The sequence below is a fragment of the Actinoplanes sichuanensis genome (assembly GCF_033097365.1).
Lineage (GTDB): Bacteria > Actinomycetota > Actinomycetes > Mycobacteriales > Micromonosporaceae > Actinoplanes > Actinoplanes sichuanensis.
Window position 1 is genome coordinate 3266783 of sequence record NZ_AP028461.1, and the last position, 26795, is coordinate 3293577.

General features: G+C 70.0%; 27 protein-coding genes. 15 read left to right on the forward strand and 12 right to left on the reverse strand.

The genetic code is table 11. The features are described 5' to 3' along the window. The first annotated feature begins 173 nt into the window (after positions 1 to 173). Entirely contained in the window at positions 174 to 2348 is a 2175-nt protein-coding gene (locus Q0Z83_RS14670; protein WP_317794462.1) for a beta-glucosidase, read from the forward strand. On the opposite strand, the gene Q0Z83_RS14675 is transcribed toward Q0Z83_RS14670, so the two are convergent. The 4 genes from Q0Z83_RS14675 to Q0Z83_RS14690 form a co-directional block, all read right to left on the reverse strand. Next, on the reverse strand, positions 2338 to 2988 hold the full coding sequence (locus tag Q0Z83_RS14675) for an AraC family transcriptional regulator (RefSeq protein ID WP_317794463.1): 651 nt from the start codon (positions 2986 to 2988) through the stop codon (positions 2338 to 2340). The genes Q0Z83_RS14670 and Q0Z83_RS14675 overlap by 11 nt on opposite strands. Positions 2989 to 3038: 50 nt before the next feature. Further along, positions 3039 to 4415, reverse strand: a complete 1377-nt coding sequence (locus Q0Z83_RS14680; protein WP_317794464.1) for a S28 family serine protease — start codon at positions 4413 to 4415, stop codon at positions 3039 to 3041. A gap of 24 nt (positions 4416 to 4439) precedes the next feature. Then, positions 4440 to 5588: a hypothetical protein gene (locus tag Q0Z83_RS14685; protein ID WP_317794465.1), complete on the reverse strand. Its 1149-nt coding sequence runs from the start codon at positions 5586 to 5588 to the stop codon at positions 4440 to 4442. A gap of 101 nt (positions 5589 to 5689) precedes the next feature. Beyond that, positions 5690 to 6721 carry a LacI family DNA-binding transcriptional regulator gene (locus Q0Z83_RS14690; protein WP_317794466.1) on the reverse strand — a complete coding sequence of 344 codons (1032 nt, stop codon included), beginning with the start codon at positions 6719 to 6721 and terminating at the stop codon, positions 5690 to 5692. 168 nt (positions 6722 to 6889) lie between these two features. On the opposite strand from Q0Z83_RS14690, the gene Q0Z83_RS14695 reads away from it, so the two are divergent. After that, positions 6890 to 8284, forward strand: coding sequence for a DUF1996 domain-containing protein (locus tag Q0Z83_RS14695; RefSeq protein WP_317794467.1), 1395 nt, complete (start codon positions 6890 to 6892; stop codon positions 8282 to 8284). Between the two features lie 10 nt (positions 8285 to 8294). Here Q0Z83_RS14695 and Q0Z83_RS14700 read toward each other — a convergent pair whose 3' ends face one another. After that, positions 8295 to 8825, reverse strand: coding sequence for a DUF305 domain-containing protein (locus tag Q0Z83_RS14700; RefSeq protein WP_317794468.1), 531 nt, complete (start codon positions 8823 to 8825; stop codon positions 8295 to 8297). Between the two features lie 124 nt (positions 8826 to 8949). On the opposite strand from Q0Z83_RS14700, the gene Q0Z83_RS14705 reads away from it, so the two are divergent. The 4 genes from Q0Z83_RS14705 to Q0Z83_RS14720 all read left to right on the forward strand — a co-directional run bounded on the left by Q0Z83_RS14705 (position 8950) and on the right by Q0Z83_RS14720 (position 15599). Next, a complete protein-coding gene (locus Q0Z83_RS14705; protein ID WP_317794469.1) occupies positions 8950 to 11907 on the forward strand; it encodes a discoidin domain-containing protein in 2958 nt (985 codons plus the stop codon). Positions 11908 to 12095: 188 nt separating this feature from the next. Continuing rightward, positions 12096 to 13361, forward strand: coding sequence for a DUF1996 domain-containing protein (locus tag Q0Z83_RS14710; protein WP_317794470.1), 1266 nt, complete (start codon positions 12096 to 12098; stop codon positions 13359 to 13361). A gap of 14 nt (positions 13362 to 13375) precedes the next feature. Next, complete coding sequence (locus Q0Z83_RS14715) at positions 13376 to 14551, forward strand: LacI family DNA-binding transcriptional regulator (protein ID WP_317794471.1); 1176 nt, start codon at positions 13376 to 13378, stop codon at positions 14549 to 14551. 148 nt (positions 14552 to 14699) lie between these two features. Then, positions 14700 to 15599: a calcium-binding protein gene (locus tag Q0Z83_RS14720; protein ID WP_317794472.1), complete on the forward strand. Its 900-nt coding sequence runs from the start codon at positions 14700 to 14702 to the stop codon at positions 15597 to 15599. A 66-nt stretch (positions 15600 to 15665) separates the two neighbouring features. On the opposite strand, the gene Q0Z83_RS14725 is transcribed toward Q0Z83_RS14720, so the two are convergent. After that, positions 15666 to 16061 carry a hypothetical protein gene (locus tag Q0Z83_RS14725; protein WP_317794473.1) on the reverse strand — a complete coding sequence of 132 codons (396 nt, stop codon included), beginning with the start codon at positions 16059 to 16061 and terminating at the stop codon, positions 15666 to 15668. A gap of 60 nt (positions 16062 to 16121) precedes the next feature. Between Q0Z83_RS14725 and Q0Z83_RS14730 the strand changes: the two genes are divergently transcribed. From Q0Z83_RS14730 to infA, 3 genes are all read left to right on the forward strand, one after another. Then, positions 16122 to 17336, forward strand: coding sequence for a cysteine desulfurase-like protein (locus Q0Z83_RS14730; protein WP_317794474.1), 1215 nt, complete (start codon positions 16122 to 16124; stop codon positions 17334 to 17336). A 133-nt stretch (positions 17337 to 17469) separates the two neighbouring features. Next, positions 17470 to 18192, forward strand: a complete 723-nt coding sequence (locus Q0Z83_RS14735; protein WP_317794475.1) for a GNAT family N-acetyltransferase — start codon at positions 17470 to 17472, stop codon at positions 18190 to 18192. Continuing rightward, positions 18192 to 18407, forward strand: coding sequence for a translation initiation factor IF-1 (infA, locus tag Q0Z83_RS14740; RefSeq protein WP_317794476.1), 216 nt, complete (start codon positions 18192 to 18194; stop codon positions 18405 to 18407). Before Q0Z83_RS14735 ends, infA begins: the two co-directional genes overlap by 1 nt. 1 nt (position 18408) lies before the next feature. Here the strand turns inward: infA and Q0Z83_RS14745 are convergent, their stop codons facing one another. Beyond that, on the reverse strand, positions 18409 to 18552 hold the full coding sequence (locus Q0Z83_RS14745; RefSeq protein WP_317794477.1) for a hypothetical protein: 144 nt from the start codon (positions 18550 to 18552) through the stop codon (positions 18409 to 18411). A 64-nt stretch (positions 18553 to 18616) separates the two neighbouring features. Here Q0Z83_RS14745 and Q0Z83_RS14750 point away from each other — a divergent pair, with 64 nt between their 5' ends. Next, on the forward strand, positions 18617 to 19048 hold the full coding sequence (locus Q0Z83_RS14750; RefSeq protein ID WP_317794478.1) for a hypothetical protein: 432 nt from the start codon (positions 18617 to 18619) through the stop codon (positions 19046 to 19048). Between the two features lie 54 nt (positions 19049 to 19102). Here Q0Z83_RS14750 and Q0Z83_RS14755 read toward each other — a convergent pair whose 3' ends face one another. Together Q0Z83_RS14755 and Q0Z83_RS14760 are read right to left on the reverse strand one after the other, a co-directional pair. Further along, the gene (locus Q0Z83_RS14755) at positions 19103 to 19759 is read right to left on the reverse strand and encodes an NHL repeat-containing protein (protein WP_317794479.1); all 657 of its coding nucleotides are present in this window, start codon (positions 19757 to 19759) and stop codon (positions 19103 to 19105) included. A 15-nt stretch (positions 19760 to 19774) separates the two neighbouring features. Beyond that, complete coding sequence (locus tag Q0Z83_RS14760; RefSeq protein ID WP_317794480.1) at positions 19775 to 20662, reverse strand: hypothetical protein; 888 nt, start codon at positions 20660 to 20662, stop codon at positions 19775 to 19777. Positions 20663 to 20823: 161 nt separating this feature from the next. Between Q0Z83_RS14760 and Q0Z83_RS14765 the strand changes: the two genes are divergently transcribed. The 4 genes from Q0Z83_RS14765 (at position 20824) to Q0Z83_RS14780 (ending at position 24556) form a co-directional block, all read left to right on the forward strand. After that, a complete protein-coding gene (locus tag Q0Z83_RS14765; RefSeq protein WP_317794481.1) occupies positions 20824 to 21555 on the forward strand; it encodes a TetR/AcrR family transcriptional regulator in 732 nt (243 codons plus the stop codon). A gap of 150 nt (positions 21556 to 21705) precedes the next feature. Further along, positions 21706 to 22311, forward strand: a complete 606-nt coding sequence (locus Q0Z83_RS14770) for a DUF6230 family protein (protein ID WP_317794482.1) — start codon at positions 21706 to 21708, stop codon at positions 22309 to 22311. A 2-nt stretch (positions 22312 to 22313) separates the two neighbouring features. Next, positions 22314 to 22769 (forward strand): DUF6114 domain-containing protein, encoded by a 456-nt coding sequence (locus Q0Z83_RS14775; protein ID WP_317794483.1) that lies wholly within the window; start codon positions 22314 to 22316, stop codon positions 22767 to 22769. A 92-nt stretch (positions 22770 to 22861) separates the two neighbouring features. Beyond that, the gene (locus Q0Z83_RS14780; RefSeq protein WP_317797078.1) at positions 22862 to 24556 is read left to right on the forward strand and encodes an FAD-binding dehydrogenase; all 1695 of its coding nucleotides are present in this window, start codon (positions 22862 to 22864) and stop codon (positions 24554 to 24556) included. Positions 24557 to 24611: 55 nt separating this feature from the next. Here the strand turns inward: Q0Z83_RS14780 and Q0Z83_RS14785 are convergent, their stop codons facing one another. Together Q0Z83_RS14785 and Q0Z83_RS14790 are read right to left on the reverse strand one after the other, a co-directional pair. Further along, the gene (locus Q0Z83_RS14785; protein WP_317794484.1) at positions 24612 to 25331 is read right to left on the reverse strand and encodes a mycothiol-dependent nitroreductase Rv2466c family protein; all 720 of its coding nucleotides are present in this window, start codon (positions 25329 to 25331) and stop codon (positions 24612 to 24614) included. Then, positions 25328 to 25480, reverse strand: a complete 153-nt coding sequence (locus tag Q0Z83_RS14790; protein WP_317794485.1) for a hypothetical protein — start codon at positions 25478 to 25480, stop codon at positions 25328 to 25330. Before Q0Z83_RS14790 ends, Q0Z83_RS14785 begins: the two co-directional genes overlap by 4 nt. A 32-nt stretch (positions 25481 to 25512) precedes the next feature. On the opposite strand from Q0Z83_RS14790, the gene Q0Z83_RS14795 reads away from it, so the two are divergent. Further along, positions 25513 to 25674, forward strand: a complete 162-nt coding sequence (locus tag Q0Z83_RS14795) for a hypothetical protein (RefSeq protein ID WP_317794486.1) — start codon at positions 25513 to 25515, stop codon at positions 25672 to 25674. A 6-nt stretch (positions 25675 to 25680) separates the two neighbouring features. Here Q0Z83_RS14795 and Q0Z83_RS14800 read toward each other — a convergent pair whose 3' ends face one another. Continuing rightward, complete coding sequence (locus Q0Z83_RS14800; RefSeq protein WP_317794487.1) at positions 25681 to 26688, reverse strand: LacI family DNA-binding transcriptional regulator; 1008 nt, start codon at positions 26686 to 26688, stop codon at positions 25681 to 25683. Positions 26689 to 26795 lie beyond the last annotated feature (107 nt).

Genomic DNA, 26795 nt, shown 5'->3' on the forward strand with positions numbered 1-26795 from the left:
CACACCCTACGGCCTGCCCGGGGCCGGGTGTGTTTTGTGCTAGCGCCGGTCAACACCGTCCTAACGGTGGCGCCGGACGAGCGTTGAGGATGTGCACACGTCCCCGCAACCTTCACGTGACCGGCCGGAAACAACACGGTCGCTATGAAACGTTACAAGAATGGGAGACTTCCGTGCGACTCCTGATCGGCCTCCTACTCCTCGCACCCATGACCACCGTTGTCGGCCCGGCCACGCCCGCACCGGCCACCGACTGTTCCGCCCACCCGTGGACCGACAAGCGCAAATCCCCGGCCCAGCGCGCGAAGGCCCTACTGGCCGCCAGCAGCCCGCACCAGAAGTACCGCTGGCTTGTCGAGCAGCCGGCCAACACCCCGGCCCAGACCGAGTGGACCGGCGGTGTCGTCTACCCGGCGCAGCTGCCGTGCACGCCGACGGTCGTCTACACCGACGGGCCGGACGGGATCCGGTTCACCGACGGCGTCACCGCCTTCCCGGCCACCATCGCGACCGCCGCGACCTGGAACGAGAAACTCGCCTACGGAAAAGGCGCGGCCCAGGCCGACGAGGCGTTCGACAAGGGCAAGAACGTCGTCCTCGCGCCCGGCCTGGCCAGTGGCCGGACCCCGCTGTCCGGGCGCACGCCCGAGTACCTCGGTGAGGACGCCCTGCTCAGCGGCCTACTGGCGGCCGCCGGGACGCGCGGGATCCAGAGCGACGGCCGGGTGCTGGCCACCCCGAAACACTACGTGGCCAACGAGCAGGAGACCGACCGGCAGACCAGTTCGTCCAACGCCGACGAGCGGACCCTGCGCCAGGTGTACGACCTGCCGTTCGAGATCGCCGTCAAACGCGGGAACCCGGCGAGCATCATGTGCTCCTACAACCAGATCAACGGCGTCTACTCGTGTGAGCACCCACGCCTGAACACCGTCCTCAAGGACGACATCGGCTTCGACGGTTACGTCATGTCCGACTTCGGCTCGGTCCACTCGACGGCGGCGAGCCTCGTCAACGGCCTCGACCAGGAATTGAACCGGCCCATCTGGTACACCCCGGCCCGCCTCGACGCCGCCCTGGCGGCCGGCGAGATCACCCAGCGGCAGATCGACGCGGCCGCCCTGCGGGTCGTCACCGCCTACATCCGCGGTGGGCTCTTCGACAATCCCCTCCCGACCACGCCGGTGACCGACGCGTCCACGGCCGCACACAAGGCACTCGCCCGGACCGTCGCCGAACAGGGATCGGTGCTGCTCAAGAACGACCACCACACGCTGCCGCTACGCACACGCCCGGGGCAGACGATCGCGCTGATCGGCCCGACCGCGTCGAGCACACCGACCGACGGCGTCAGCGCGCACTCGGTGTGCAGCCTGCCCTGGCGTTTCGGCAACCCGACCACGATGCGTTGCGAAGACCTGATCTCCCCGGAGACGGGTGTCCGCGAGCGCGCCGCCCGAGCCGGGGTGCGGGTCACCTTCGACGACGGCAGCGACCCGGTCTCCGCAGCCGCGTCGGCCGCCGCAGCCGACGTCGCCGTCGTCTTCGGATACCAGCGGGCCGGCGAGTTCACCGACCTGGCCGACCTGCGCCTGCACGGCGGCGGCGACGCACTGATCTCGACCGTCGCGGCAGCCAACCCGCGGACGGTCGTGGTGCTCCAGACCGGCAGCGCCGTCGAGATGCCCTGGGTCGACCAGGTGCCCGCGATCCTGGAGACCTGGTACGGGGGCGAGCAGATGGGCACCGCACTGGCCGCGCTGCTGTTCGGCGACGTCAGCCCGTCCGGGCGGCTGCCGATGACCTTCCCGCGGTCACTCGCGGACACCCCGACCGCCGGAGATCCGGCCCGCTATCCGGGTGTCCGGGCCGAGGGTGAGACGATCCGGCAGGTCGACTACAGCGAAGGGCTCGAGGTCGGCTACCGCTGGTACGCGGCCCAGGACATCGATCCGCTGTTCGCCTTCGGGCACGGCCTGACCTACACCAGCTTCGCCTACGGCCGTCCCGACGTGACCGGCAACGCGCCGGACGGGCTGCGGATCCGGTTCCGGCTCACCAACACCGGCACACGCGCCGGGACCGAGGTGGCACAGGTCTACGTCACGCTGCCGTCGTCGACCCGGGAACCGGCCCACCGGCTCGCGGGCTGGTCACGGGTCGCCCTCGACGCGGGACACAGCCGCACGGTCGAGATCACCCTCACCCGCGCCGACCTGGCTGACCTGCACCTTCTCCAGTACTACGACACCTCACGCGGCGACTGGACGACCGCGCGGGGCACGTACCGGATCGGGGTCGGAGGTTCCTCGGAACGGACCACCGTGACCGGACCGCTCAGGTTCTGACCGCATGGGTGAAACGGGCTCGGTAGGTCGACGCGCTGAGCCCGTAGGGCGACCGGAACCGCCGCGCGAAATAGTTCGGGTCCGGCCAGCCGACCGACTCGCCGACCTGGCCGATCGGCTCATCGGTGTGCAACAGCCGGGCGGCGGCCAACTCGATCCGCTGCCGCGCCAGGTGGGCCATCGGCGGCATCCCCGTCGCGGTCTTGAACAGCCGCACCAGATGGCCGACGCACTCCTCGAACGCCGGGTCGTCGAGGCGGCCGGTCAGGATGCCGCGGCGCTGCCCCGCATAGGGACCCGACCAGAGCAGGTGGCCGAGCTGCGGATCCTCCCGGGTCCAGGCGAGCTCACGGCGCAGCATCTCCGACGAGAAACAGCAGTTGTACAGCACCAGGCCGTGGCACTGCTCGTAGCCGTGCCAGACGCCCGGCCGCAACAGCAGCACGTCACCGACGGTGAGCCGTAACGGCCCGGCGAGACTGCGCTGGACGCCGGCACCGCCGACGACCACGGCGATCTCCACGAAACTGTGGGTGTGCGCCGGATGCGAATCCTCATGCCGGTAACGGCCGGCGAACGCGAGCGAACCGTCCACGATGTGCAGCAGGGAGCGCACCTGCTCGACCGGGAACTCGCTCATGCCACACGGTACCGCCGGGGCCGCCGGTCGCGGCGACCCCGGCGTGCGTCTCAGTGGATCCGTCGGCGGTCGCCGAGACCGTCGTCGAGCGGCAAGTCGACGGCCTGCGGCCGGGCCAGCGTGGCCGGGACGTCCGCCCAGCGGCGCAGCATCGCGGTCGCGGCGGCCGAGTCGGTCGGGTTCAGGCGGGCGATGTTCGCCCCGTGGTTGGCGCCCGGTGCGACGAACAACGCCGAGTCACGCCGGCTCGGGACGAACCGTTCGGCACCCCACGGGTCGTTCTCGCCGTAGACGAACAGCATCCGCTCCGACTGCGTACGCACCCACAGGTCGACGTCGATCATCGGCAGCGGGTTGTGCGGGCGGCGCAACTCCTTCGGCAGCGAGGCGTTCGCCGTGTACAGGTGCGGGTGGTTGCGCACACCACGCAGGTGCTCGAACCTCAGGCTCGGCCAGCCCAGCTGCGACGCGGCCTGGAAGTAGTACGGCCAGTAGTACTCCAGGGCCTGATCGGTGTAGAAGCTCCAGCCGGCGACGTTGTCGATCCACGTCCAGATCTCGTCGTCGGAGGCGGTCGCCGCCGGGACCCCGGCACAGTCGGCGGCCAGGCTGTACTGCCAGAACGCCCACACCGAGTCCAGCACGGTCATCTCGAACGAGCGGTCCGCGGTGCCGATGGTCCGCTCGAACGTCCAGCCACTCTCGGCCGCCGCGGCCTCCAGGCGCGGGACAAGACGGTCCCGGCGCAGCAGCGCCTGCCGCTGGACCTCGTCGAGATTCTTCCGGCAGTCGGCGGTGCCGACGGTGTCGAAGAAGCGGTCGTACGCGCTGTCGGCCGGATTGATCGAGTCGTTCGGGGCCACGTAGGCCACCACGCCGTCGATGTCCTTCGGGTAGAACCGGCGGTGGTAGACGCTGGTCATGCCACCCTTGCTGCCGCCGGTCTGGATCCACTTGCCGTCGTAGACCGACTTGAACGCGCCGACGATCCGGTGTTCGTCGGTCGCCTCCTGCCAGATGGTCAGATCCGACCAGTCGGCGTCGGCCGGGCGCGAGGGGGTGAAGAACCGGTGCTCGACCGAGATCTGGTTGGCGTTGAGCAGGGCGGTCGGCTCGGTCTGGGTGGCGCGCGGGTTCGCGGCCAGCCCGTAACCGTTGGTGAACAGCACCACCGGGCCGCTCTCGGAGCGGTGCAGCAGGGTCAGGCGCTGCTCATACGTACCCCGGTCGGGGTGGCGGTGGTCGGCCGGCTGGCGGTAGGTCAGGACGAAGAACCGGTAGCCGGTCCCCTGGGTCTGGGAGATGACGGTAAGCCCCGGAATGGCCGTCAGCTGATCGAGCAGAGGGTCATCGGCGGCACGGGCGGCGGTGGCCGGTGATAGGACCACGAGCAGAGCGGCCAGTACGGCCATCAGGCGAAGTCTCACGCCGGACACCATATCGACTCACGACTATCGGCGTCCGTCCGTGGGCAGGGGACGTTCCTCGATGCCTGAACCGTCGATCCATCGATGGAACATCCGATGCCGGGGTGCGTACGACCATCCGCCGGAACCGCTGAACGCACTGCCGAAATCGCCGTGTGACGGTGGGGTCGCGAGGTTCAGGTCGGGGAAGTGGGCCACGATCTCGCCCGCCGACGAGAGGACATGGGTGCCGTTGTCGCTGGTCAGCGCGATCAGGTGACCGGACTCGGGGTCGTAGTGCAGCTCGCCCTTGACCTCGCCGTACTGGTTGCGGGCGAACACGTCGCAGTCGACCAGCTCGCGGGGTTCCAGCCAGCGGCCCGCATCCTCGGCCGCGCTCGGGTCGGGAACGTCGAAGTAGGCCAACTGATGGTAGGGCCGGGCGCCGTCGTCCTCGTCGCGGTCCTCGTCGCGGTCCTCGTCGACGTCTTCGTCCAGGGCGAGTACGAACGTGTGATCGTCGATGAAGGTGGCGGGCCGGTCCCAGTTGTAGCCGAAGGCCGTCGAGACCGGAACGCTGGTCGGCTCGTAACCGGTCAGGAACGCCTCGGTGGAGAAGACCCGCACCATGTCCACCGGCGACCATACCCACCCGTTGCTGAGGAAATGCCTGGTATCGGGGGAGACGTGGATCAGCGAGTGGAAGTAGTCGATGTAGTTGGTCTCTTCGGTGTCACTGCGCGACACCTCGCGTTCGGTCAGGTTCGCGCCGGTCTCGGCGTCGAAGGCGTCCAGCCGGTTCCATTCCGTCTGCGCGATCAGCAGAGTGCGACCCGCCCGCTCGACGAAGCCGACGGAATAGCTGGACACGTCCGAGTGGTAGTCGGCCCGGGTGAGCTCACGGACCGTCCGGTCAGTCGTGTTGATCAACGCCGCGTTGGTGCCGAACCGTTCGGTCACGCACACCCAGGGCCCGTGCACATACAGCCGGACCTCCAACGGCTTGCCCTCCAGACGTCCGTCACCGGTACCGTGCCCGGCCTCGCGGATGTTCGGCACCTCGACGATCGACTCGGCCCGCGTGCTGCCGGCGGCCACGCGGAGCAGCCGGCCGTCCGTGAACACGAAGTAGGAGTGCGGCGCCGTGTCGTCGGCCGCGACCGCGCGCACGCGCCGGTCGGATAGGTCTGTCACCACCGCGACATTGCACCAGAGCGTTCGCCCCGGCACCACGGAGATTCCGCGCGGCAGCGGTTCCGTGCGCCGCCGATCCCGGCCGTCGTGCGGGACGGGTGTCAGGCGGTCTGGCGCTCGACCAGGGTGGGTTCGTAGATCACCGAGGTCACTCGGGCGTCCGGGTCGTCCAGGCGGGACAGCAGCATCCGGGCGGCCTCGGCGGCCATGTCCTCCAGGGGATGGCGGACCGTCGTCAGGGCCGGGCGGGCGGACAGTGCGGCACTGCTGTCGTCGAAGCCGACCACCACCACGTCGTCCGGGACCCGGCGGCCGGCGTCGTGCAGGACCAGCAGGGCGCCGAGGGCCATCAGGTCGTTGGCGACGAACACCGCGTCCAGCGACGGGTGGGCGGCCAGCAGGGCGCGCATCGAACGCTCCCCGCTCTCCTGGGTGAAGTTGCCGGTCTCGGCCGGGATCCAGGCGTGCCCGTGTCGGGCCATCGCGCGTCGGAAACCGGAGACCCGGTCGACGCTGGCGGGCACATCCGGCGGGCCGGAGATCATCACCGGGCGGCGGCAGCCCCGGCCGGCGAGACGGTCGGCGGCCAGCGCGGCGCCGCCCTCGTTGTCGAGGTCGACGTAGCTGATCGGCACCGGCTCGGCGGGCCGCCCGATCAGGACGGCCGGAATGTTCGACTCGGCGAGCAGGCCCGGCAACGGATCGTGGGCGGGCAGGGACAGCACCACGGCACCGTCGGCCTGACCGTTGCGCAGGTCGCCGACCAGACGTTTGTGTCCGTCGGTCCCGACCATCTGCAACGCCAGCTGCACGCCGAGCGGCCGCAGCACGCTCATCAGCCCGCCGACGACCCGCCCGAAATACGGATCGGAGAAGAACCGGGACATGAACGGATCATCGTCGTGGGTCTCGCTGTCCGACACGACCAGCGCCACCGTGTCGGTGCGTCTGGTGACCAGCGACCGGGCCATCCGGTTGGGCACGTAACCGGTCTGGTCGACGGCCGTCCACACCTGCTGGTGCAACTGCGGATCGACGTTGCGGATGCCGTTGATGACACGGGACACGGTGGCCCGGGAGACCCCGGCCACGCGAGCCACGTCCTCGAGGGTGGGCAGCCGCTGGCTCTGCATGCCGCAAGTTATAGCACGGGGAGAGCGGTTTCCGGGGCCCCGGTCACAGGTCCGAAACACCGGGTTCCGGAACCGGAAATCATTGACGTTCGGGACAGCGCAGCACACGATGGGAAAACGCTCTCCAAGCGCGTTTCCCCCGTCCTCGCACAGACTTGGAGATCAACCGTGCGAAAACGCATCCTGGCGCCGATCGGTGCCACCCTGCTGACCGCCGCCCTTCTGGTGGTGGCCGGCAATCAGTCCGCGCAGGCCGCGGACACCCTGCTCTCCCAGGGCAGACCCGCCCTCGCCTCGTCGCTGGAGAACGGCGAGTCACCGGCCATCGCGGCCTTCGACGGCCGCGCCGACACCCGTTGGGGCAGCCAGTGGGCCGACCCGCAGTGGCTGCGCGTCGATCTCGGCGCCACCGCCACCATCACGCAGGTCGTGCTGCAGTGGGAGACGGCGTACGCCAAGGCGTTCCAGATCCAGACGTCACCCGACGGCAACGCCTGGACGTCGGTCTACAACACCACGACGGCGACCGGCGGCACCCAGACCCTGAACGTCAACGGCAGCGGCCGGTACGTGCGGATGTACGGCACCCAGCGCGGCACCACCTACGGTTACTCGTTGTACGAGTTCAAGGTGTACGGAACGTCGACGGTCACGCCGCCACCCACCGACGGGCCCGGTTACGTCTACGCGAATCCGCCGGTCACCGGGGTGGTCCCGTCCACCGAGATCCCCCCGGCGATGAACCCGCCGGTCACCCACCGGGAGTTCCAGGCGAACTGCTCGGTGAGCCGGACCAACCTCAACGACGACCCGATCGTCTTCCCCGGCCTGCCCGGCGCGTCACACTCGCACACGTTCATGGGCAACCGGACCACCGACGCGAACTCCACACTGGCGAGTCTCCAGGCGGGCGGCACCTCGTGCATCACGCCCGGGGACAAGACCGGTTACTGGATGCCGACGCTGCTCAACGGCAACACCGCGGTGCAGCCGGACGGTCCGCAGGTCATCTACTACAAGAGCGGTGTGATCGACTACCGCAGCGTGCGGCCGTTCCCGCCGGGCCTGCGGTACGTGGTCGGCAGTCCGACCGCCACCCAGGACGAGTTCCGTAACGCCCCCGGCGCGGTCGAGGGCTTCGAGTGCGGCAACAGCTCGTTCAACTGGGACATCCCGGCGAACTGCCCGGCCGGCACCCAGTTGAACGCCCGCTACCAGGCTCCGAGCTGCTGGAACGGCCTCCACCTGGACTCGCCGGACCACAAGAGCCACATGGCGTACCCGGTCAACGGCGTCTGCCCGACGTCGCATCCGGTGGCCGTCCCGATGATCGAGTTCAAGATGGCCTGGCCGGTCAGCGGGAACATGTCGCAGGTCAGATTCTCCAGCGGCCGCGGGTACTCGTTCCACTACGACGTCTACAACGTCTGGGACCCGGCGACGCTGGCCGCCCTGGTGCGGCACTGCATCAACGGCGGTCTGCAGTGCAACCCGCGCGGCTTCGACCTGTACAAGCCGGACCGCGGGGCGGCGCTGAACGAGAACTACGAGCTGCCCCGATAACAGTTTTTCTCTACAAAAGATTCAGAGCGGACTGCCGGGTTCCGGAAATGCGTACGGCGAGTGCGATCGTGCGCGGTTCGGACCCGGCGGACCGTTCGCTCGCGGCCAATTTCTGGCTCTGTTCCAGATGGGCCCGCAGGTGCTCACGCAGCACCGCGTCGAACTCTTTCCCGCGCAGCCTGGCCGCCGCCGAGACCTGAGACGGCATCACCATGCCGGGCATCGGCATGCCCTTGTGCTGGTTCTCCCGGGGCAGCCCGGCCTCCTCGCCCAGGCGCCGCAGCTCGGTCAGCTCGGCCTCGGTGAACTCCCTGATCTGCGAAACCACGTCGAACAGGTCGGAGCTGTCATCGACCAGGTCGAGCAGTGGGAGCAGCTCCTCGTCCATCGCGATGTTGATCTCGAGCCAGGAGCGGTCGGTGCCGCCGAACGCGGTGGCCGACGTGCTGACGACCGGCGCGGGCGCCGCGGGCGTGGCGGCGGCGCACCCGGCGGTGCTGAGCAGGGCGCATGCGAGAAGGATACGGGGAATCGCATTCACGTGGCGCAGTCTCCGGTTCCGGAACTGATTCTGTCAACGCTTTCGTATTGACCCGCGGCAACCTGGGCGAAACAATCGCCTCGCTTGGAGAGCGCTTTCCGTCCCCTGAGGCATTGGTGTGATCATGTATAGACGGCTGCTCCTACTCACCGCGCTCGTCGCCGCGACCTTGGGCGTCCCGTCCGCCGCCGGAGCGGCCGAGACGCTGCTGTCGCAGGGCAAGACGGCCACCGCGTCCTCGCAGGAGGTCGCCGGCCCCGGCTACAGCCCGGCGCTGGCCTTCGACGGCAACACCGGCACCCGCTGGTCCAGCGCGTTCGCCGACCCGCAGTGGATCCAGGTCGACCTCGGTTCGTCCGTGCCGATCACCCGCGTCGTACTCCAGTGGGAGGGCGCGTTCGGTAAGGCGTACGACATCCAGACCTCGACCGACGGCAACGCCTGGACCACCGTCAAGAGCGTCACCAATGGTGCCGGAGGCACCGAGACGCACACCGTCAGCGGCACCGGACGGTACGTCCGGCTGAACCTCACCCAGCGCGGCACCGGCTACGGCTACTCACTGTGGGAGCTGCAGGTGTACGGCGGCGACAGCGGCCCGGTGAACGACGAGTTCACCACGATCTGGACCGACACCTTCGACGGCGCGGCCAACACCGGCCCGAGCGCGGCGAACTGGCTGCTGCGCACCGGCACCCAGTACCCGGGCGGCGCCGCGAACTGGGGCACCGGCTCGGTCGAGACCGCCACCGACTCCACCGCCAACGTGCACCTCGACGGCGCCGGCAAGCTCAACATCCGGGCGATCCGCGACGGCGCCGGCAACTGGACCTCGGGCCGGATCGAGACCCAGCGCGCCGACTTCACCCCGCAGCCCGGTGAACTGCTGAAGTTCACCGCCGTGCTGAAGCAGCCGGGCGTCGCCAACGGCGCCGGGTACTGGCCGGGCTTCCGCGCCACCGGCGCCGCCTACCGCGGCAACTTCACCAACTGGCCGAGCGTCGGCGAGACCGACATCATGACCGGCGTCAACGGCCGCGACCAGCTCTCCCAGACGCTGCACTGCGGCACCGCGCCGGGCGGGGCCTGCAACGAGTACGACGGCCGGTCCTCCGGGTTCGCGTCGTGCGTCGGCTGCCAGTCCGGCTACCACGAGTACACGCAGGTCATCGACCGGACCAAGACCGACGAGGAGATCCGGTTCTACCTGGACGGCCGGCAGACCTGGGTGGTCCGCGAGTCGCAGGTCGGCGTCGCGGCCTGGCAGGCCGCCGTGCACCACGGCTTCTACCTGCGCTTCGACCTGGCGATCGGCGGCTCGCTGCCGAACGCGATCGCCGGATCCACCACCCCGACCGCGGGCACCACCTCGGGCGGCACGCTCAGCGTCGACTCGGTGACCGTGGCCCGCTCGGTGAAGACCACCGCACCGGCCATGACCGACCCGCCGGTGCCGGCCGGGCCCAGCGTCGTCCGGGTCACCGGCTCGCAGGGCAACTGGCAGCTCACCGTCAACGGCAGCCCGTGGGAGGTCAAGGGCATGACCTACGGCCCGCCGCAGGGCGCCGCCGACGGCTACATGCGCGACCTGAAGAACATGGGCGTCAACACCATCCGCATCTGGGGACCCGACGCGAACACGCCGTTGCTGCTGGACACGGCCGCGCGGCACGGCATCAAGGTGATCGTCGGGCTGTGGCTCAACCACGGCACCGACTACGTGAACGACACCGCCTACAAGACCGCGGTCAAGGCCGAGATCGTCGCCAAGGTGAACGAGCTCAAGGGCCGCTCCGGGGTGCTGCTCTGGGACGTCGGCAACGAGGTCATCCTGGAGATGCAGAACTACGGGCTGGCCGCCGACGTGGTCGAGGCGCGGCGGGTGGCGTACGCCAGGTTCGTCAACGAGGTCACCGAGGCCATCCACGCGGCGGACCCGAACCACCCGGTCACCTCGACCGACGCCTACACCCACGCGTGGACCTACTACAAGCCGTACTCGCCCGCCCTGGATCTGCTGGCGGTCAACTCCTACGGCGCGATCGACACGGTCAAGCGGGACTGGATCGCCGGCGGCTACACCAAGCCGTACATCCTCACCGAGGGCGGGCCGTCGGGGGAGTGGGAGGTGCCCAACGACGTCAACGGGGTGCCCAGCGAGCCCACCGACCTGCAGAAGAAGGCCGGCTACACGTACAGCTGGAACGCCATCAAGGGACACCCGGGCGTGGCGCTCGGCGCGACCGAGTTCCACTACGGCATCGAGAACGACTTCGGCGGCGTGTGGCTCAACACCACCACCGGCTTCTGGCGGCGACTCGGCTACCACGCGATGCGGCAGGCGTACACCGGGCAGCCCGCGCCGAACACCCCGCCGGAGATCACCGCGATGACCGTCGGCTCGCCGACCGCGGTCCCGGCCGGCGGCACGTTCACCGTGTCGGCCACCGCCACCGACCCGCAGGGCGACCTGATCCGCTACAACCTGATGGCGAGTGACAAGCACATCAACGGCAACCGTGGGCTGCGGCACCTGGCTTTCAGCCAGACCGGCAACGGCACCTTCACGGTACGGGCACCCGAGACCCTGGGCGTCTGGAAGATCTACGTGTACGCCTACGACGGCCACGGCAACGTCGGCATCGAGCAGCGGTCGTTCAAGGTCGTGCCGCCGCCCGCCCCGGGCACCGAGCTGTCCCGCGGCCGCCCGGTGACCGCATCCAGCTACCAGCCGACCGGCACCAACGGCCCGCAGCTGCCGTCCTACGCGGTCGACGGCGACTACGGCACCCGCTGGGCCAGCGAATGGGTGGACACCGCGTGGCTGCAGGTCGACCTCGGCTCGGTGCAGTCGTTCAACCGGGTGCGGCTCGCGTGGGAGGCGGCCTACGCCAAGTCCTACACCGTGCAGACCTCCGACGACGGCACCAACTGGCGGACGATCAACACCACCACCGCGGGTGACGGCGGTTTCGACGAACTCACCGTCTCCGGCTCCGGACGCTACGTCCGGGTCAACGGCAACACCCGGGCCACCGCGTACGGCTACTCGCTCTACGAATTCGGTGTCTACCGGGCCTGAGGTTCCGGAACTTCCCCGGCCGCCTCGGCGGGCAAAGCCCACTGACCTGGGTCGATGCCCTCCGGAGCGGTCGGGGAAGCGCTTCCCCGATGTTTCCGGTGCATTGACAGCCCTTTACGCGCGGTTCACAGTGGCGGGCAATAGAGCGCTTTCACAGCGTCGTTCCCCCTCTCCAGGAGCCCCCGCCCATGAGACGCCGTCTGTTCTCCCTCGCCGGACTCGGCGCCCTGCTCGCCACCTCGGTCATCGCCCTCGGTGGTCAGGCCAGCGCCGCCGACACCCTGCTGTCCCAGGGGAAGACCGCCACCGCCTCCTCCACCGAGTCGGCCGCCTTCCCCGCCGCCAACGCCGTCGACGGCAACCCCGGCACCCGCTGGTCGAGCGCGTTCAGCGACCCGCAGTGGCTGCAGGTCGACCTCGGCGCCGGCGCCACCATCACCTCGATCACCCTGAGCTGGGAGGCCGCGTACGCCCGCAGCTTCAGCCTGCGGACCTCGGCCAACGGATCGAGCTGGACCACCGTCTACAGCACCACCACCGGAACCGGCGGGCAGCAGTCGATAAACGTCACCGGCACCGGCCGCTACGTGCGCCTGGAGACCACCGCGCGGGCCACCCAGTGGGGCGTCTCGCTCACCGAGTTCCAGATCTACGGCACCGGCGGTGGCACCACCACACCGACCATCCCGCCCGGCGCGGTGCGGGTCGCCGAGTTCCTCGCCGACTGCCCGTTCAGCCACCGGCTGCCCGACGACCCGATCATCTTCCCCGGCCTGCCCGGCGCCTCACACATGCACAGCTTCTTCGGTGCGACGAACACCAACGCCCACAGCACGGTCGACACGCTGCTCAACGCGAACAGCAACTGCAACCCGTCGATCGACAAGTCCTCGTACTGGATCCCCACCCTCTACCAGGACAACCAGCCGGTCGAGCCGGTCACCGGGATCTTCTACTACCTCGGTGAGGGCGTCCGCGACGACCTGATCGCGCAGACCCAGCCGCTGCCGCTCGGCCTGCGCATCGTGGCCGGCAACGCCAAGGCCACCGGCCCGGCCGACAACACCATCTCCCGCTGGTCGTGCCTGCACGCCGGGCACGTCGGCTCGTCACCGGACTTCGTCAACTGCCCGTCCGGCACCATGCTGGAGTCGTACCTCGACTTCCCGCACTGCTGGAACGGCCGCGACCTGGACTCCGCCGACCACAAGAGCCACATGGCGTACCCGGTCGGCAACGCCTGCCCGGCCAGCCACCCGGTCGTGGTGCCTAAACTGCGGCAGGTCATGCGCTACCCGGTCTCCGGTGACCCGGCCCGGCTGCGACTCGCCTCCGGCGGCGGATACACGATGCACGGCGACTTCTTCAACGCCTGGCCGGTCGAGGAGATGGCCCGCCGGGTGAACGACTGCATCCGTCCCATCATCAAGTGCGGAACCAACGGACGGCCCTGATACAACATCAGGTCATGAGCACGAAATCTGGACGCGGCGGTCACCATCCCACGATGGATCAGGTGGCCGCCGCGGCCGGTGTCTCCCGGGCCACCGTGTCCCGGGTGATCAACAACGCGGCGTCGGTGGCGCCCGGCATCCGCGACGCCGTCCAGCGGGCGATCTCGCAGACCGGGTACGTACCGAACGTCGCCGCCCGCAGCCTGGTCACCCGCCGGTCGAACTCGGTGGCCCTGGTGATCAGCGAACCGGACCGGCCCGACGACCACTCGTTCCTCAACCGGATCTTCACCGACCCGTACTTCGGCCGGGTCACCGCCGGTGCCACCGGGGCGCTGCGCCCGCACGACGTCCACCTGGTGGTCGTCCCCACCGACTCCGCCGACCACCACCAGGTCGTCCGCTACCTGCGCCAGGGCCACGTCGACGGGGTGCTGCTGATCAGCAGCAGCGAGGACGACCCACTGCCCGCCCAGGTCCACTCCCTGGGCATCCCGGCGGTGCTGGCGTCCCGCCCCGCCGGACCACTGCCGGTCAGCTACGTCGACGTCGACCAGCGCTTCGGCGCCCGCCTCGCCGCCGCGCACCTGCTCGCCCGCGGCTGCCGCAACCTCGCCACGATCAGCGGACCACTGGACATCCCGGCCGGGGCCGACCGGCTCGACGCCTTCCGCGACGCGGTCCTGTCCGCCCCGCCCGGCCCGGCTCCCTCAGCCGGTTCCGCTCCGGCGGAGTCGCCCGGTTCTGCTTCGGGCGGGTCGGCCCGTTCTGCTCCGGCCGGGTCGCCCGGTTCCGCTCCGGCGGGGTCGGACGTAGGGGCCGGCGGCGTCACCATCGCGGTCGAGACCGGCGACTTCACCCGGGTCGGCGGCGAGGCGGCCGCGCACCGGCTCCTCGACCGGCACCCCGACCTCGACGGGCTGTTCGTGGCCAGCGACCTGATGGCCGAGGGTGCGCTGCGGGCCCTGCAGGACCGCGGCCGTCGAGTGCCCGACGACGTGGCGGTCATCGGATTCGACGACAGCAGCGCCGCCCTGGAGTGCCGCCCGCCACTCACCACCGTCCGGCAGCCGGTCGAGGAGATGGCCGCCGAGATGGCCCAACTCCTGATCGCGCACATCGACACCCCGGGGCGCTCACCGCGCTCGGTGATCTTCCAACCGACCCTGGTGATCCGCGACTCCGCATGACCCTGCGATGAGCGTGAGGTTACCGGCCGGCGGCACTCAGATGGCCTCCGCGGGTGACACGAAACAGGGAGATGACCTGCAGAAACGTCCTCATAGGATGGTGGCGCGGCGGAAATCCGAACCGCTCTCGTAAGAATCCGGGGGACCCATGAGATTGATGAAACGGTCGGTGATGGCCGCGGTCGGTGCGGCGGCACTGATCACGGCCCTGTCCGGCTCGCCGGCGCAGGCGGCCGACTACTCGGTGGCGAAGGTGAACGGTGACATCGTCACCTACACGGCCGGATCGTTCCAAGCCAACCGACTGACCGTCAGCGTCTCCGGGCGGACGGTGACCCTGTTCGACCGGGGCGCCACCATCCGACCCGGCAAGGGCTGCCGGCAGGTCAGCGGTGACTGGCGGAAGGTCGCCTGCGTCACCACGCACCGGCCGACCGCGATCGTCGCCACACTCGGCGAGTACAGCGATCACCTCGACAACCGCAGTGCGGCCACGGTCATCGCGGACGGCGGCTCGGGCAACGACACCCTGGCCGGCGGCGCGGGCCGGGACCGTCTGCACGGCGGCCCCGGCGACGACACCCTGGTCGGCCGCGGCGGCGACGACGTCATCGACGGCGCCGCGGGCAACGACTGGATCGAGGGCCGGGCCGGGAACGACCGGCTCCAGGGCGGTCCCGGCGACGACCCGATCTACGGCGGAGCCGGTGCCGACACCCTCTACGGCAACGCCGGCGAGGACATCCTGCACGGTGACAGCGGCGACGACACCGTCCACGGCGGCGCCGACGTCGACGTCATCGCCGGTGGCGCGGGCGGCGACCGGCTCAACGGCAACGGCGGCAACGACGTGATCTACGGCGGTGTGCTCGACAACGACGTCCCGGACACCGCAGACGTCATCACCGGCGGCGCCGGCCACGACCGGATCGCCGGTCAGGCCGGCAACGACACGATCAGCGGCGGCTCCGGCGACGACTGGATCCTCGGCGGACCGGGCAACGACAAGATCGACGGTGGTACGGGCAAGAACCGCATCACCCGGTAACCCCATCCCCCGTATGCCGGTCCGTGGCGCCCGTCGCCGCGGGCCGGCACCCTGGACCCGGCTCGATCACCCCCGGTCCGGCGGGAACACGTGGAGCACCCTGGCGTTCTCCGGCAGGCGCCAGGACGGCTGGTCGCGTGGTTGCCGGCCGGTGAGGACCCGGGCACGGCCGCAGACGATGAAGCCGTCCTCCTCCGTGGGCAGGATCAGACAGGCCTGGGCCGGTCTCCGGAAATCCGGCACCTCCGCGTAGCCCAGCAGCCGGGTCCGGGTCGGCTCGTCGGCCGTTCGGATCGTCAGGCCCCGGTAGCCCCTCCGCAGTTTCATGGCGCTGACGTCCTCGCACAGCATGCTGACCATGTCGACGCCGTCGTCGTCGGTGTGGGCGTGCAGCAGGAGCTGCGAATGTCCGACTCCGTAGGACCAGATGCGGAAGTAACCGTCGAGCGCCACGGATTCCATCGACAGATCATGCCGCACGGACCCGGGACGATGACGACGGCGCTGTGCGAGGGTGGGGGAGTGAGCTTTGACGTTGCCGCCCTGCGGGCACACTTTCCGGCGCTTGACAGTGGGCTTGCGTTCTTCGACGGGCCCGGTGGGACACAGACGCCACGGGCGGTCGCCGAGGCGATCGCCGCCACCATGACCGGGCCGCTGTCGAATCGGGGTGTGGTCAGCGCTTCCGAGCTCAACGCCGAGCGGGCGGTCGCCGAGTTCCGGAGCGCCTACGCCGACCTGCTCGGGGTGCCCGCCGGTGGGATCGTGCACGGGCGCAGCGCCACCCAGCTCACCTACGACTTCTCCCGGCACCTGGCCAAGGACTGGCGGGCCGGGGACGAGATCGTGGTCAGCCGGCTCGACCATGACAGCAACGTCCGGCCGTGGGTGCAGGCGGCTGAGCGGGCCGGTGCCACCGTGCGGTGGGCCGACTTCGACACGACCAACGGGGAGTTCGATCTCGGGTCGCTGGAGCGGGTGCTGTCGGGGCGGACCCGGCTCGTCGCGGTCACCGCGGCCTCCAACGTGCTCGGGACCGTTCCACGGCTGCGGCGGATCGCCGACCTCGCGCACGGCGCGGGGGCGCTGCTCTACGTGGACGGCGTCCACTATGCGGCGCACCGGCTCGTCGACGTCGCGGCGCTCGGGGCGGACCTGTTCGTGTGCTCGCCCTACAAGTTCCTCGGGCCGCACTGCGGGGTGCTCGCCGCGGCGCCCGAGCTGTTGGCGACGATCCGGCCGGACAAACTGGTGCCGTCGACCGATGCGGTTCCGGAGCGGTTCGAGTTCGGGACGCTGCCCTACGAGATGCTGGCCGGGGCGACCGCCGCGGTCGACTTCCTGGCCGCCGTCGACCCGGGAGACGGGGTGACTCGGCGGGAACGGCTGGCGTCCTCGCTGGCCTCGGTGCACGAGCACGAAACGGTCCTGCGGCAGCGCCTGGAAGCGGGCCTACGAGGGCTGGGCGACGTTGTCACGCTGTATTCGGGAGCCGTCGACCGTACCCCCACGTTGTTGATGAATTTCGCGGGCCGTGACCCTCGGGCCGCCCAGGCCCATCTCGCATCGCTGGACGTCCTGGCCCCCGCCGGGTCCTTTTATGCGTATGAGCCGTTCGTGGCGTTGAAGCTGGACGCGGCGTTGCGGGTCGGACTGGCGCCGTACAACACGGTCGAGGAGATCGACCGGCTGATCGACGGATTAATCGGTTGGACAGACGGGCCGGTGCGGGGATAGCGTGCCGTCGGCCGTGGCATTGAATGAGGGGGTGAGCATCGTGGACGTTGTAACGATGGGTGCTCCCCATGCCGTCACGGTCGGCGAATGACATAGGTGTCGCCGGGAGCACATCCGGTGAAAGGCGATACCCATGCAATCTGCGGAAATAACTCGTATCTCCGAGCGGCACTGGCACGCCCTCGACGACGATCAGGTCGTCGGGCGCGGTGAGGTGTGGCGCCGGCCGGACGGCCGTAGCTTCCTCAGCATCGACGCGTGGCACGGCGCGGTCTTCGACCGGCTGGCCGGGGCGATGCTGCCCACGCTGCCGAAACCGCTGTACACCGTGGTCGACGAGGCCGACCTCGACCTGCTGGCGCAGTGGGAGCAGTTCGGGTTCGGCCCGCGCCGCCGCGAATGGGAGCTGGTCGTGCCGACCGGTCTCTTCCCGCCCGGAGGCGTCACCGTCCTACCGGTCGGTTCGGCTGAGGACGGGCCGTTGCGGGAGCTGGACCGGGCGGTTCGCGCCGAGGTCGACGCGACCGTGGGCTGGCACAACATGCCCGCCGAGATCTTCGACATGCACGACCCTTCGCGGTACGCCGTAGCGGTCGCCGACGGCGGCTACGTCGGCATGGTCCGGGTGGCGCCGCTGCCCCGACGGCCCCGCATCGGGCTGATCGCGGTGCGGGCCTCGCACCGGCGCCGTGGCATCGGGCGGGCGCTGCTGGCCGAGGTGCTCGGTACCGCCCACCGGGCCGGGCAGCCGGCGGTCTCGGCCGAGGTCAACCAGTCGAACACTGCGGCGCTCGCGCTGTTCGAGGGCTTCGGCGCCCGGCGCGAGAGCAGCAACCTCGAGCTGGTGCTGCGCTGATGTCATCCGAGATCTCCCTCGAGGGAACGGTCCTCGAATGCCTGCGCAACGCCACCTTCCGGGTCGAGCTGAAGAACGGCCATCAGGTGCTGGCGCACATCAGCGGCAAGATGCGCAAGAACCGGATCAGGGTGCTGCCGTTCGACCGGGTGCTGGTCGAACTCAGCCCGTACGACCTGAGCCGGGGGCGGATCTCGTTCCGCTACCGCAACTGAGCTACAGGTCATCCACCGTCCGGGTGCCGGTGACACGCTTGCCGGACGGTGGGTACGCGTCGTTGCGCCGGGCCGCGTGCATCTGGGCCTCAGTGGGTTTCCAGTCACCCGGCTGGGAGGTGTTGATCTCTGCCACGTCATGCATGCCTCGCTCGTACCCCACCTTCGCGTCGGCCAACCCGGATCCGGCGGGCCCTATGATCGCCGGAATGTATGCGCTGTACGCCTGGGGCAACTTCTTCAACTACGAGACCGGTCTCGACCGGCATGCCGGCTGGCTCGATCCGGCCGTCCTGAGCGGCGAACGGGAGGTGGTGACCGACGACCTGATGGCGCTCACCGACGACGAGCCGTTGCGGGTGGACGGGCCGAACACCGTGTTCGAGGTCGACGGATCGCTGGTCGAGGGCCGGGAGTTGGTCGGCCGGGACCTCGACGGTGCCGACTGGCGGGTGTCGCGGATCCGGGTGGCGACCGACGGCACCCGGGCGGACGCGCTGCGGATCATGGCCGAGTTCGAGGAGGCGGGTGACATCGACGTCGACGAGGCGCCGGAGCGGAATCCGGTCGGATTCGGCGAGATCGTCACCACCTGGGAGGACGAGCACGGCCAGTGGGATCTGGCGCTGATCCGGCTGTGACCGCCTCGGGCCCGCGGGCGTCCCCCGCCCGCGGGCCCTTTCTCGAGGGGGCGGTCAGTTCACGAAGACCAGGGCGCCGGCCGCGGTCGACACCGGGGTGTACTTCGCGGTGAAGTAGGCGTTGGCGATGCAGGCGGCCGGGCCGCTGCTCTTGTTGAACTTCTGGTCGGTGAAGGCGATCGAGTTGTCGTCGTTGGCCGCGACACCGCTGATGGCGTTGCCGTCGGCGACGAACACGCAGGTCACCGAGCCGAGCAGGGTCCGCAGGTTGAGCGTTGCGGAGATCGGCGCGGTGTCGGTGCCGGACACCGAGACGGTGCCGTCGCTGGCGGTCACCGTGGTGTACGGCTGGTTGTTGATGGTCACGCTGTTGACGCCGAGGACACCGATGATGCCGGAGACCGTGCAGCCGGACAGGCCCAGGGTGGCGCCGAGCGTGGCCGATCCGGGTGCCGCCGGGTTGTCGTTGACCACGGCGCTGAAGCTGGAGCCGGTGCATTTCATTCCGCTGGTGCCGCCGGGAGCGGTCGCGAAGACCGCCTGCGTTCCGGTGGCGATACCGGCCGAGATGGTGTCACCGACGGCCACCGCCGGGCCGGCCAGGCTCTCACTGGTCAGCACGGTGGCGTCGTCGGCCAGGGCCGGGGCGCCGAACATCAGCACGGCGGTGGCACCGGCGACAGCGGCGGCGATGATGCGGGACTTGTGCATGGGGGTGCACCTTTCCTAGGAGGCGGCGAGCGCCTGGTTGAGATCTTCGAGGCTGGGTGAGACGGCGAAGGCGGTGTCGTTGGCGCTGAACGTGACGGCGTTGCGGCCGGCCGCGGAGGGCAGGCCGAACGACAGGTTGATCAGCCAGTCGAGGCTGCCGGGGATGAGCCCGCAGCCGGTCGCCTTCGGTACGGCGTACGAGTTGTCGACGAGGGTGGCGCCGGTGAAGCCGACGCCGAGGGTCTGATAGCCGTTCGGGTCGGCGACGATGTTCAGCGTTCCGGGGTCGCCGGTGACCGGCCCGTTCGGCGCGGGCGGGCTGGTGGTGCCGGTGGTCGGCTGGAACCGGATCGGGTTGGTGTCCGAACCGATGTAGCAGCGGTTGCCGAAGAGGGCGTTCTTGAGCTTGAGCTTGATCGGCAGCACGAAGACCGGGGTGTTCGCGCCGGTGGCCAGCGGGATGAACTCGGTGATCGGCCCGGCCAGCTCGACCTGCGCGAACACGCTGGTCACGCCGGGCAGGAAGTTGATCAGGCCGGGGATGACGACTTCGAGCGGCTGGGCCACCAGAGTCTTTCCGCCCGGCGCCAGGACCGTCGAGTAGACGTTGGCGACGCTGCCGTCCGGGAACTCCCGGACCGGTGCGGACGCCGGCCAGTAGACACCGAACTGGACGGTGATCGGGCTGTCGAACTCGACGACGTTGGCGCCGATGGCGATGCTGCCGCCGTTGGTGACCGAGCGGACACACCCGACCTGCAGGTTCGCCGGGTCCATCATGACGGCCGAGGTGAGTGGGCATTCGTCGAGGCCGGCGTATGCCCCGCCTGGCGCGGCCGTGGCCGGGCTCGCGACGCCGACGATGAGTGCGGTGAGTGCGGAAATGAGTAGCGAGGCGCGCATGGGCGCCGCCCTTCCTTCTGGTGAGGACGAGGGGCCCGGACGTTTCCGCAGCGTTCCGGGGGATTGAAGAACGGGTGATACTGGGGGAACCATCGAGGTCGGTGTCTCCACGGTATGAGAAACCTCAGCGGTATGTCATGTCAAGACATTGAGGAACGGCGATGACGAATCCGGTAATCAGCCCCCTTCCGGGCGCACGTGTGGGGCGGGACCCGTCCCGGGCGATCAAACGCGGCCCACGGTCGATGACCCCCGAGGCGGTGGCCGCCACCCAGCGGGAACGCCTCTACGACGCGCTGGTGCACACGGTCGCCGAGAAGGGCTACGCCAACGCCCGGGTCAGCGACATCTGCACGGCTGCCGGGGTGACCCGGCCGGCGTTCTACGCGCTGTTCGCCGGCAAGGAGGACGCGTTCCTGGACACCTACCGGCACGGCACCGGCGTTCTGCTGCGGCTGATGGACGAGGCGTACGCGGCCGCGCCCGACTGGCGGTCCGGGGTGCGGGCCGCGCTCAAGGTGCTGCTGGACGTGCTGGCCAGCGTGCCCGCGTTCGCGGCGATGGCGATCGTCGAGATCGACGCGGCCGGGACCCTGGCCCGGCAGAAGCGCACCGAGCTGCTCGGCCGGTTCTCCCGGTTCTTCGCCGACGCCCCGCCGGTTCCGGAGGGGCTGGTCGACACCGTGGTCGGCGGGGTCTACGCGACGATCTACGGGCACGTCTCGACCGGCCGGGTCGACCGGCTGCCGGAGCTGTTGCCGATGCTCAGCTACTTCATGATCGCCCCGTTCGTGGGCCGCGACGCCGCCTCGGCCGAGCTGGAGTTACCGGCGGCGGGGGAGCGTGTGGTGGCTCCCTGCGCCGCATCAGATACCGACGAGGTTTTTCACTGACGGGAAAGCGGGTTCCTGGGCTTGACGGGCCGTGTTACTGGGGCGTAACTTCGCCGAAATCCATCGAGGTTTCCCAATAGGGATCCCGCCGGGCGGCATCCGCAGTGTCCGCACCGGTGGTGATCGTCTGTGCCCGCATAAGGAGCGCGCATGTCCTCCACCCCGTTCGGCCGTACCCGCTGGCGCCGCTTCGCCACGGTCATGGCCGGTGGCCTGATCGCCACCACCGGACTGGTCCTGCTCACCGGCCAGGGTGTCCTGGCGGTGTCCTTCTCGATCTCCGGAATGCCGTTCACCGTCACCTCACCCAAACTCCACGGGTACGGCTTCGCGCAGTACGCCGAGATCGACAACATGGCGGAGGGCAGCCCGAACGCCGAACCGGACGGCCCGCAGAAGCTGGTGATCGTCTCCGCCATCCGCGACGCCACCCTGGACGGCCTCTGCCAGAGCATCGACCTCGGCGGCACCAACCTCCGGCTCACCGCGGGCAGCGCGGCGAACCCGGTCAAGGCGGACACCCTCGTCGTCGACTCCGACATGATCACCGCCAACGCCGACTTCAAGAAGATCGACATCGCCAAGGACGCCAGCACGCTGACCCAGGTGCCCGGCCGGACCGGCGGGATCGGCGTCTTCGGCCAGGAAGCCGAAGAGGTCACCCTGACCAACCTGCGGCAGAACAACTGGGCCACCACGGCCGTCCGGTTCTACCTGCCCAACCTGAGCATGTCCTTCTCCTCGAACGGCTGCTGAGGATGGCCGAAGCCGGCCGCACGGCACGCAAACCCCGCTGGCGGCACGGACGGCCCTTCTGGGGTGGGCTGTTCGTGCTGCTCGGCGGTGCGGAGATCATGGCGACCGTGTGGGCGCCGCTGGGTGTGGTGCTGCACGTCGGCATGCAGAACTTCATCGGGTACCTGATCCCGATCGTGATCATCCTGTGTGGCCTGCTCCTCTGGTTCAACCCGGCGCAGCGGCTGTTCTACTCGCTGGTCGCCATGGTCTGCGCCCTCGCCTCCTTCATCACCTCCAACATGGGCGGTTTCATCATCGGGCTGCTGCTCACCCTGACCGGTGGGGCGCTGGCGTTCGCGTGGACCGATGAGGAGCGGAACACCGGGGAGCCGGTGGCCGAGGAACAGCCCGTCACCGACCCGACCATCGGCGACCTGAGCATCGTCACCGGCGCCAAAGAACAGACGGAGGAATAGTGGAGCCGAGATCTCCCCAGGTCAGTCGCCGCCAGGCGATCGGCGTCGCCGGAGGGGTGGTGGCCGGCGCGGCGATCGCCCAGGCCGGTGGGCTGCCCGCGTTCGGGGCGGCCGCCGCGGCCGACGCCGACGTCATCGTGGTCGGGCACGGCCTGGCCGGCCTGGTCGCCACCTCCGAACTGGTCGCCGCCGGACGCAAGGTGCTCCTGGTGGACCAGGAGAACGAGGCGAACCTCGGCGGACAGGCGTACTGGTCCTTCGGTGGGCTGTTCTTCGTCAACTCCGACGAACAGCGGCTGATGGGCGTCAAGGACAACTACGACCTGGCGTGGCAGGACTGGCTGGGCACGGCCGGATTCGACCGGGGCGTCGACGACCCGGCCGGGCAGGACTACTGGGCGTACAAGTGGGCGCAGGCCTACGTGCAGTTCGCCGCCGGGGAGAAACGGTCCTGGCTGGCCGGGCTCGGCATGCAGTGGTTCCCGATGGTGGGCTGGGCCGAGCGCGGCGGCGGTGTCGCCGACGGGCACGGCAACTCGGTGCCGCGATTCCACGTCACGTGGGGGACCGGGCCCGCGGTCGTCGAGCCGTTCGAGAAGAAGGTGCGGGCCGGGGTCGCCGCCGGGAAGGTGGTGTTCAAGTTCCGGCACCGGGTCGACGAACTCGTCGTCACCAACGGGGCGGTCACCGGCGTCCGTGGCAAGGTTCTCGAGGCGAGCACCGCGGCTCGGGGGAAGTCGTCGTCGCGTACCACCATCGGCGATTTCGAACTGAAGGCACCGGTGGTGATCGTCGCGTCCGGCGGGATCGGCGCCAACCACGACCTGATCCGGCAGAACTGGCCGGCCCGGCTCGGCAAGGCGCCCAGCAACATGATCACCGGCGTGCCCGCGCACGTCGACGGCCGGATGCTGGCGATCACCCAGAAGGCCGGCGGCCGGATCGTCAACCCGGACCGGATGTGGCACTACACCGAGGGCCTGCGCAACTGGGACCCGATCTGGCCCGGCCACGGCATCCGGATCCTGCCCGGCCCGTCGTCGATGTGGTTCGACGCCACCGGGAAGCGTTTCCAGGCGCCCGACTGGCCCGGCTACGACACCCTGCACACCCTCGGGTCGATCACCGCGAGCGGCTACGACTACTCGTGGTTCGTCACCACGCAGAAGATCGTCGACAAGGAGTTCGCGCTCTCCGGCTCCGAACAGAACCCGGACCTCACCGGCAAGAACATCTGGCTGCTGCTGAGCCGGGTCTGGCAGACCCCGGAACCGATCCAGAAGTTCCAGCAGTACGGCGCCGACTTCGTGAAGGCGGCCACGCTCCCCGAGCTGGTCACCGGCATGAACCGGCTCACCGGGACGAATCTGATCAGTCTGGACGGCCTCAAGCGGCAGATCGAGGCCCGGGACCGGGAGATCGACAACTCGTACAGCAAGGACGCCCAGGTCCAGGGCATCCGCAACGCGCTGTCGTATCCCGGCGACGTGCTCGGCCGGACCGCCTCCGCGCACAAGATCCTCGGCTCGGAGTCGGACGGGCTGGTCGCGGTCCGCCTCAACGTCCTGACCCGCAAGACGCTCGGCGGCCTGCAGACCAACCTGCAGGGCCAGGTCCTGGGTGCCTCCGGCAGCCCGGTCCCCGGCCTCTACGCGGCGGGCGAGGCGGCGGGCTTCGGCGGCGGCGGTGTGCACGGTTACCGCTCCCTGGAGGGTACGTTCCTCGGCGGCTGCCTCTTCTCGGGCCGAGCCGCCGGCCGTGCCGCCGCGGCGGCCACCGCGAGCTGACCGGACCGGAGCCGCCGTGACCTGCGGACGAACAGGTCACGGCGGCTCCGGCGGGCTACTTCTTGAGGCGGCGGCTGCCCGCGTGCCAATCCTCGGTTCGGCCGGTCTCCGAGCCGGTGATGCCGAACGACGGGAGCTGCGGCTGTTCCCGCAGGCTGCGCTTGAGCTCGGCGAAGCCGGGGAACCGGGCCAGGCCGATCACGTGGTCCCAGAGCTGTGCGGCCTGCTCCTCGTCGGGCAGCCGGCTGATCACCGGGCCGAAGAACGCGACACCCGCAGGTGGCTCGAAGTGCACGATCGGGGTGCCGACGTCCCGGCCGGTCAAGGCGAGCGCCTCGTCCGACTCGGCCTGGATCTCCGCGTCCCGGGAGGTGTCGTCGAGGAACTCGGCCAGCGTGCCGGGCAGCCCGGCTGCGGTGAGCGCGGCCGCGGCCAGTTCCGGCGTGCCCTGCCAGCCGTGCTCCCGCGCGTCGTCCGGGAGGGTCTCCAGGATTCGGGCGCCGAACGCCTCGTACAACGGGCCGACCGCCTCGCGGCCGTGGTGTTCCCGGACCGCCGACGCCACCCGCAGCAGGCGCAGCCCGGCCTGGTGCTGGGCCTCGTACTCCGGCGGGAAGTGGCTGTCGTAGTCGATGTGCGAGTTGATCAGGCGAAGCGAGATGAATCGCCAGTCGACCGTGTAGTTGCGCCGGGCCTGGACCATCCGGATCCATTTGCTGGTCATCCAGGCGAAGGGGCAGATCGGATCGAAGTAGAAGTCGATGTCGGAGTTCACCGGCCGGACCCCTCGGTCTCTTGATGGCTGACGGGACGGCGGGACGGGAACGCGTGCCGCCGGGCGAGGATCACCACCAGCAGGGTAGGGGCCAGCAGCGCGATCGCGGCGATCGCCAGGGAGCCGGAGCCGAACCCGGCCAGCAGCACGCCGCCGAGGCCGATCGCCAGGTTCCAGGGAGGTGCTGCCCTGCCTGGCCGAGGCGGCGAACTCGCAGTATCCCGCGCCGGATTTCGTGCGCCGGGTCCGGCAGGAGCGCGACCGGATGGCGAAGCGGGTCGAGGCGCTGAACCGGAACCTGGAGGCTCTCGATGCCTACCTGGATGCCGTGACCGAGAAGTGAACCGGGTCAACTCCTCGGCGGTCCGGTCGAGCCGCGTACGACCAGCCGGGTCGGAACCGATACGCCGACCGTGCCGGAACCACCCGCCAGCAGCTCCAGCAGCATCCGGCCGGCGCGGACGCCCTGCTCGCGCACCGGCTGCGCGACGGTGGTGAGATCGGCCAGCTCGGCCATCGGGTGGTCGTCGATGCCCACCACCGACATGTCGGCGGGGATCCGCAGCCCGGCCCGCCGCAGCGTGCGCATCGCGCCGAGGGCCACCTCGTCGGAGTGGGCGTAGACGGCGGTCGGTGGCTCCCGCAGGCTCAGCAGCCGCTTCATCGCCTCGGCACCGTTGCGCCCGCCCCAGTCGACGGTCACCACCAGCTCCGGATCGTCGGGCAGCCCGGCGTCGGCGAGCGCCGCCCGGTAGGCGAGGGCGCGTCCGGGAGCGGCCGGCCAGCCGGGCTCGGCGGGGTCGACCGCGGCGATCATGCCGATCCGCCGGTGACCGAGAAGGATCAGGTGGTCGACGGCCTGCCGCCCGGCGGTGACGTCGTCGATGGAGACCGACGGATAACTCTCGACCTGGCCCCCGGCCGCGACGATGTGCACACCCATCAGCTCCAGCCGGGCCCGCTCGTCGTCGCGGACCGGCATGCCGAGCACCACCACCGCGTCGACCTTGCGCCGGGCCGGCAGCCGCTGGAAGAAGTCGCGGCGGTCGGCCGTGTCACCGACGTGGTAGAGCAGCACGTCCAGGTCGGCGTCGCGCAGCACCGACTCCAGCCCGTCCAGCAGCGCGCCGAAGAACCAGCGGGACAGGTGCGGCACCACCACCGCGACCCGGCCGGTGGAGCCGCCGGCCAGCCGGGACGCCTCCGGCGAGATCACGTAGGACAGCTGCTCGGCGGCGGCCAGCACCCGCGCCCGGGTCTCGGCGGCGACGTGCGGATGGTTGCTCAGCGCCCGGGACGCCGTCGCCATCGACACGCCGGCCCGGCGCGCCACATCGGCCATGTTCGCGGGCGGCACGGCGCCAGATTAGCAACCGCTGGAAGCGTTTCCGATAACGCAGGGTATGCGCATAGCGACTGTTGACATGAGATGTACGTCACATGAACGCTGGCTTCTGCAAGCGT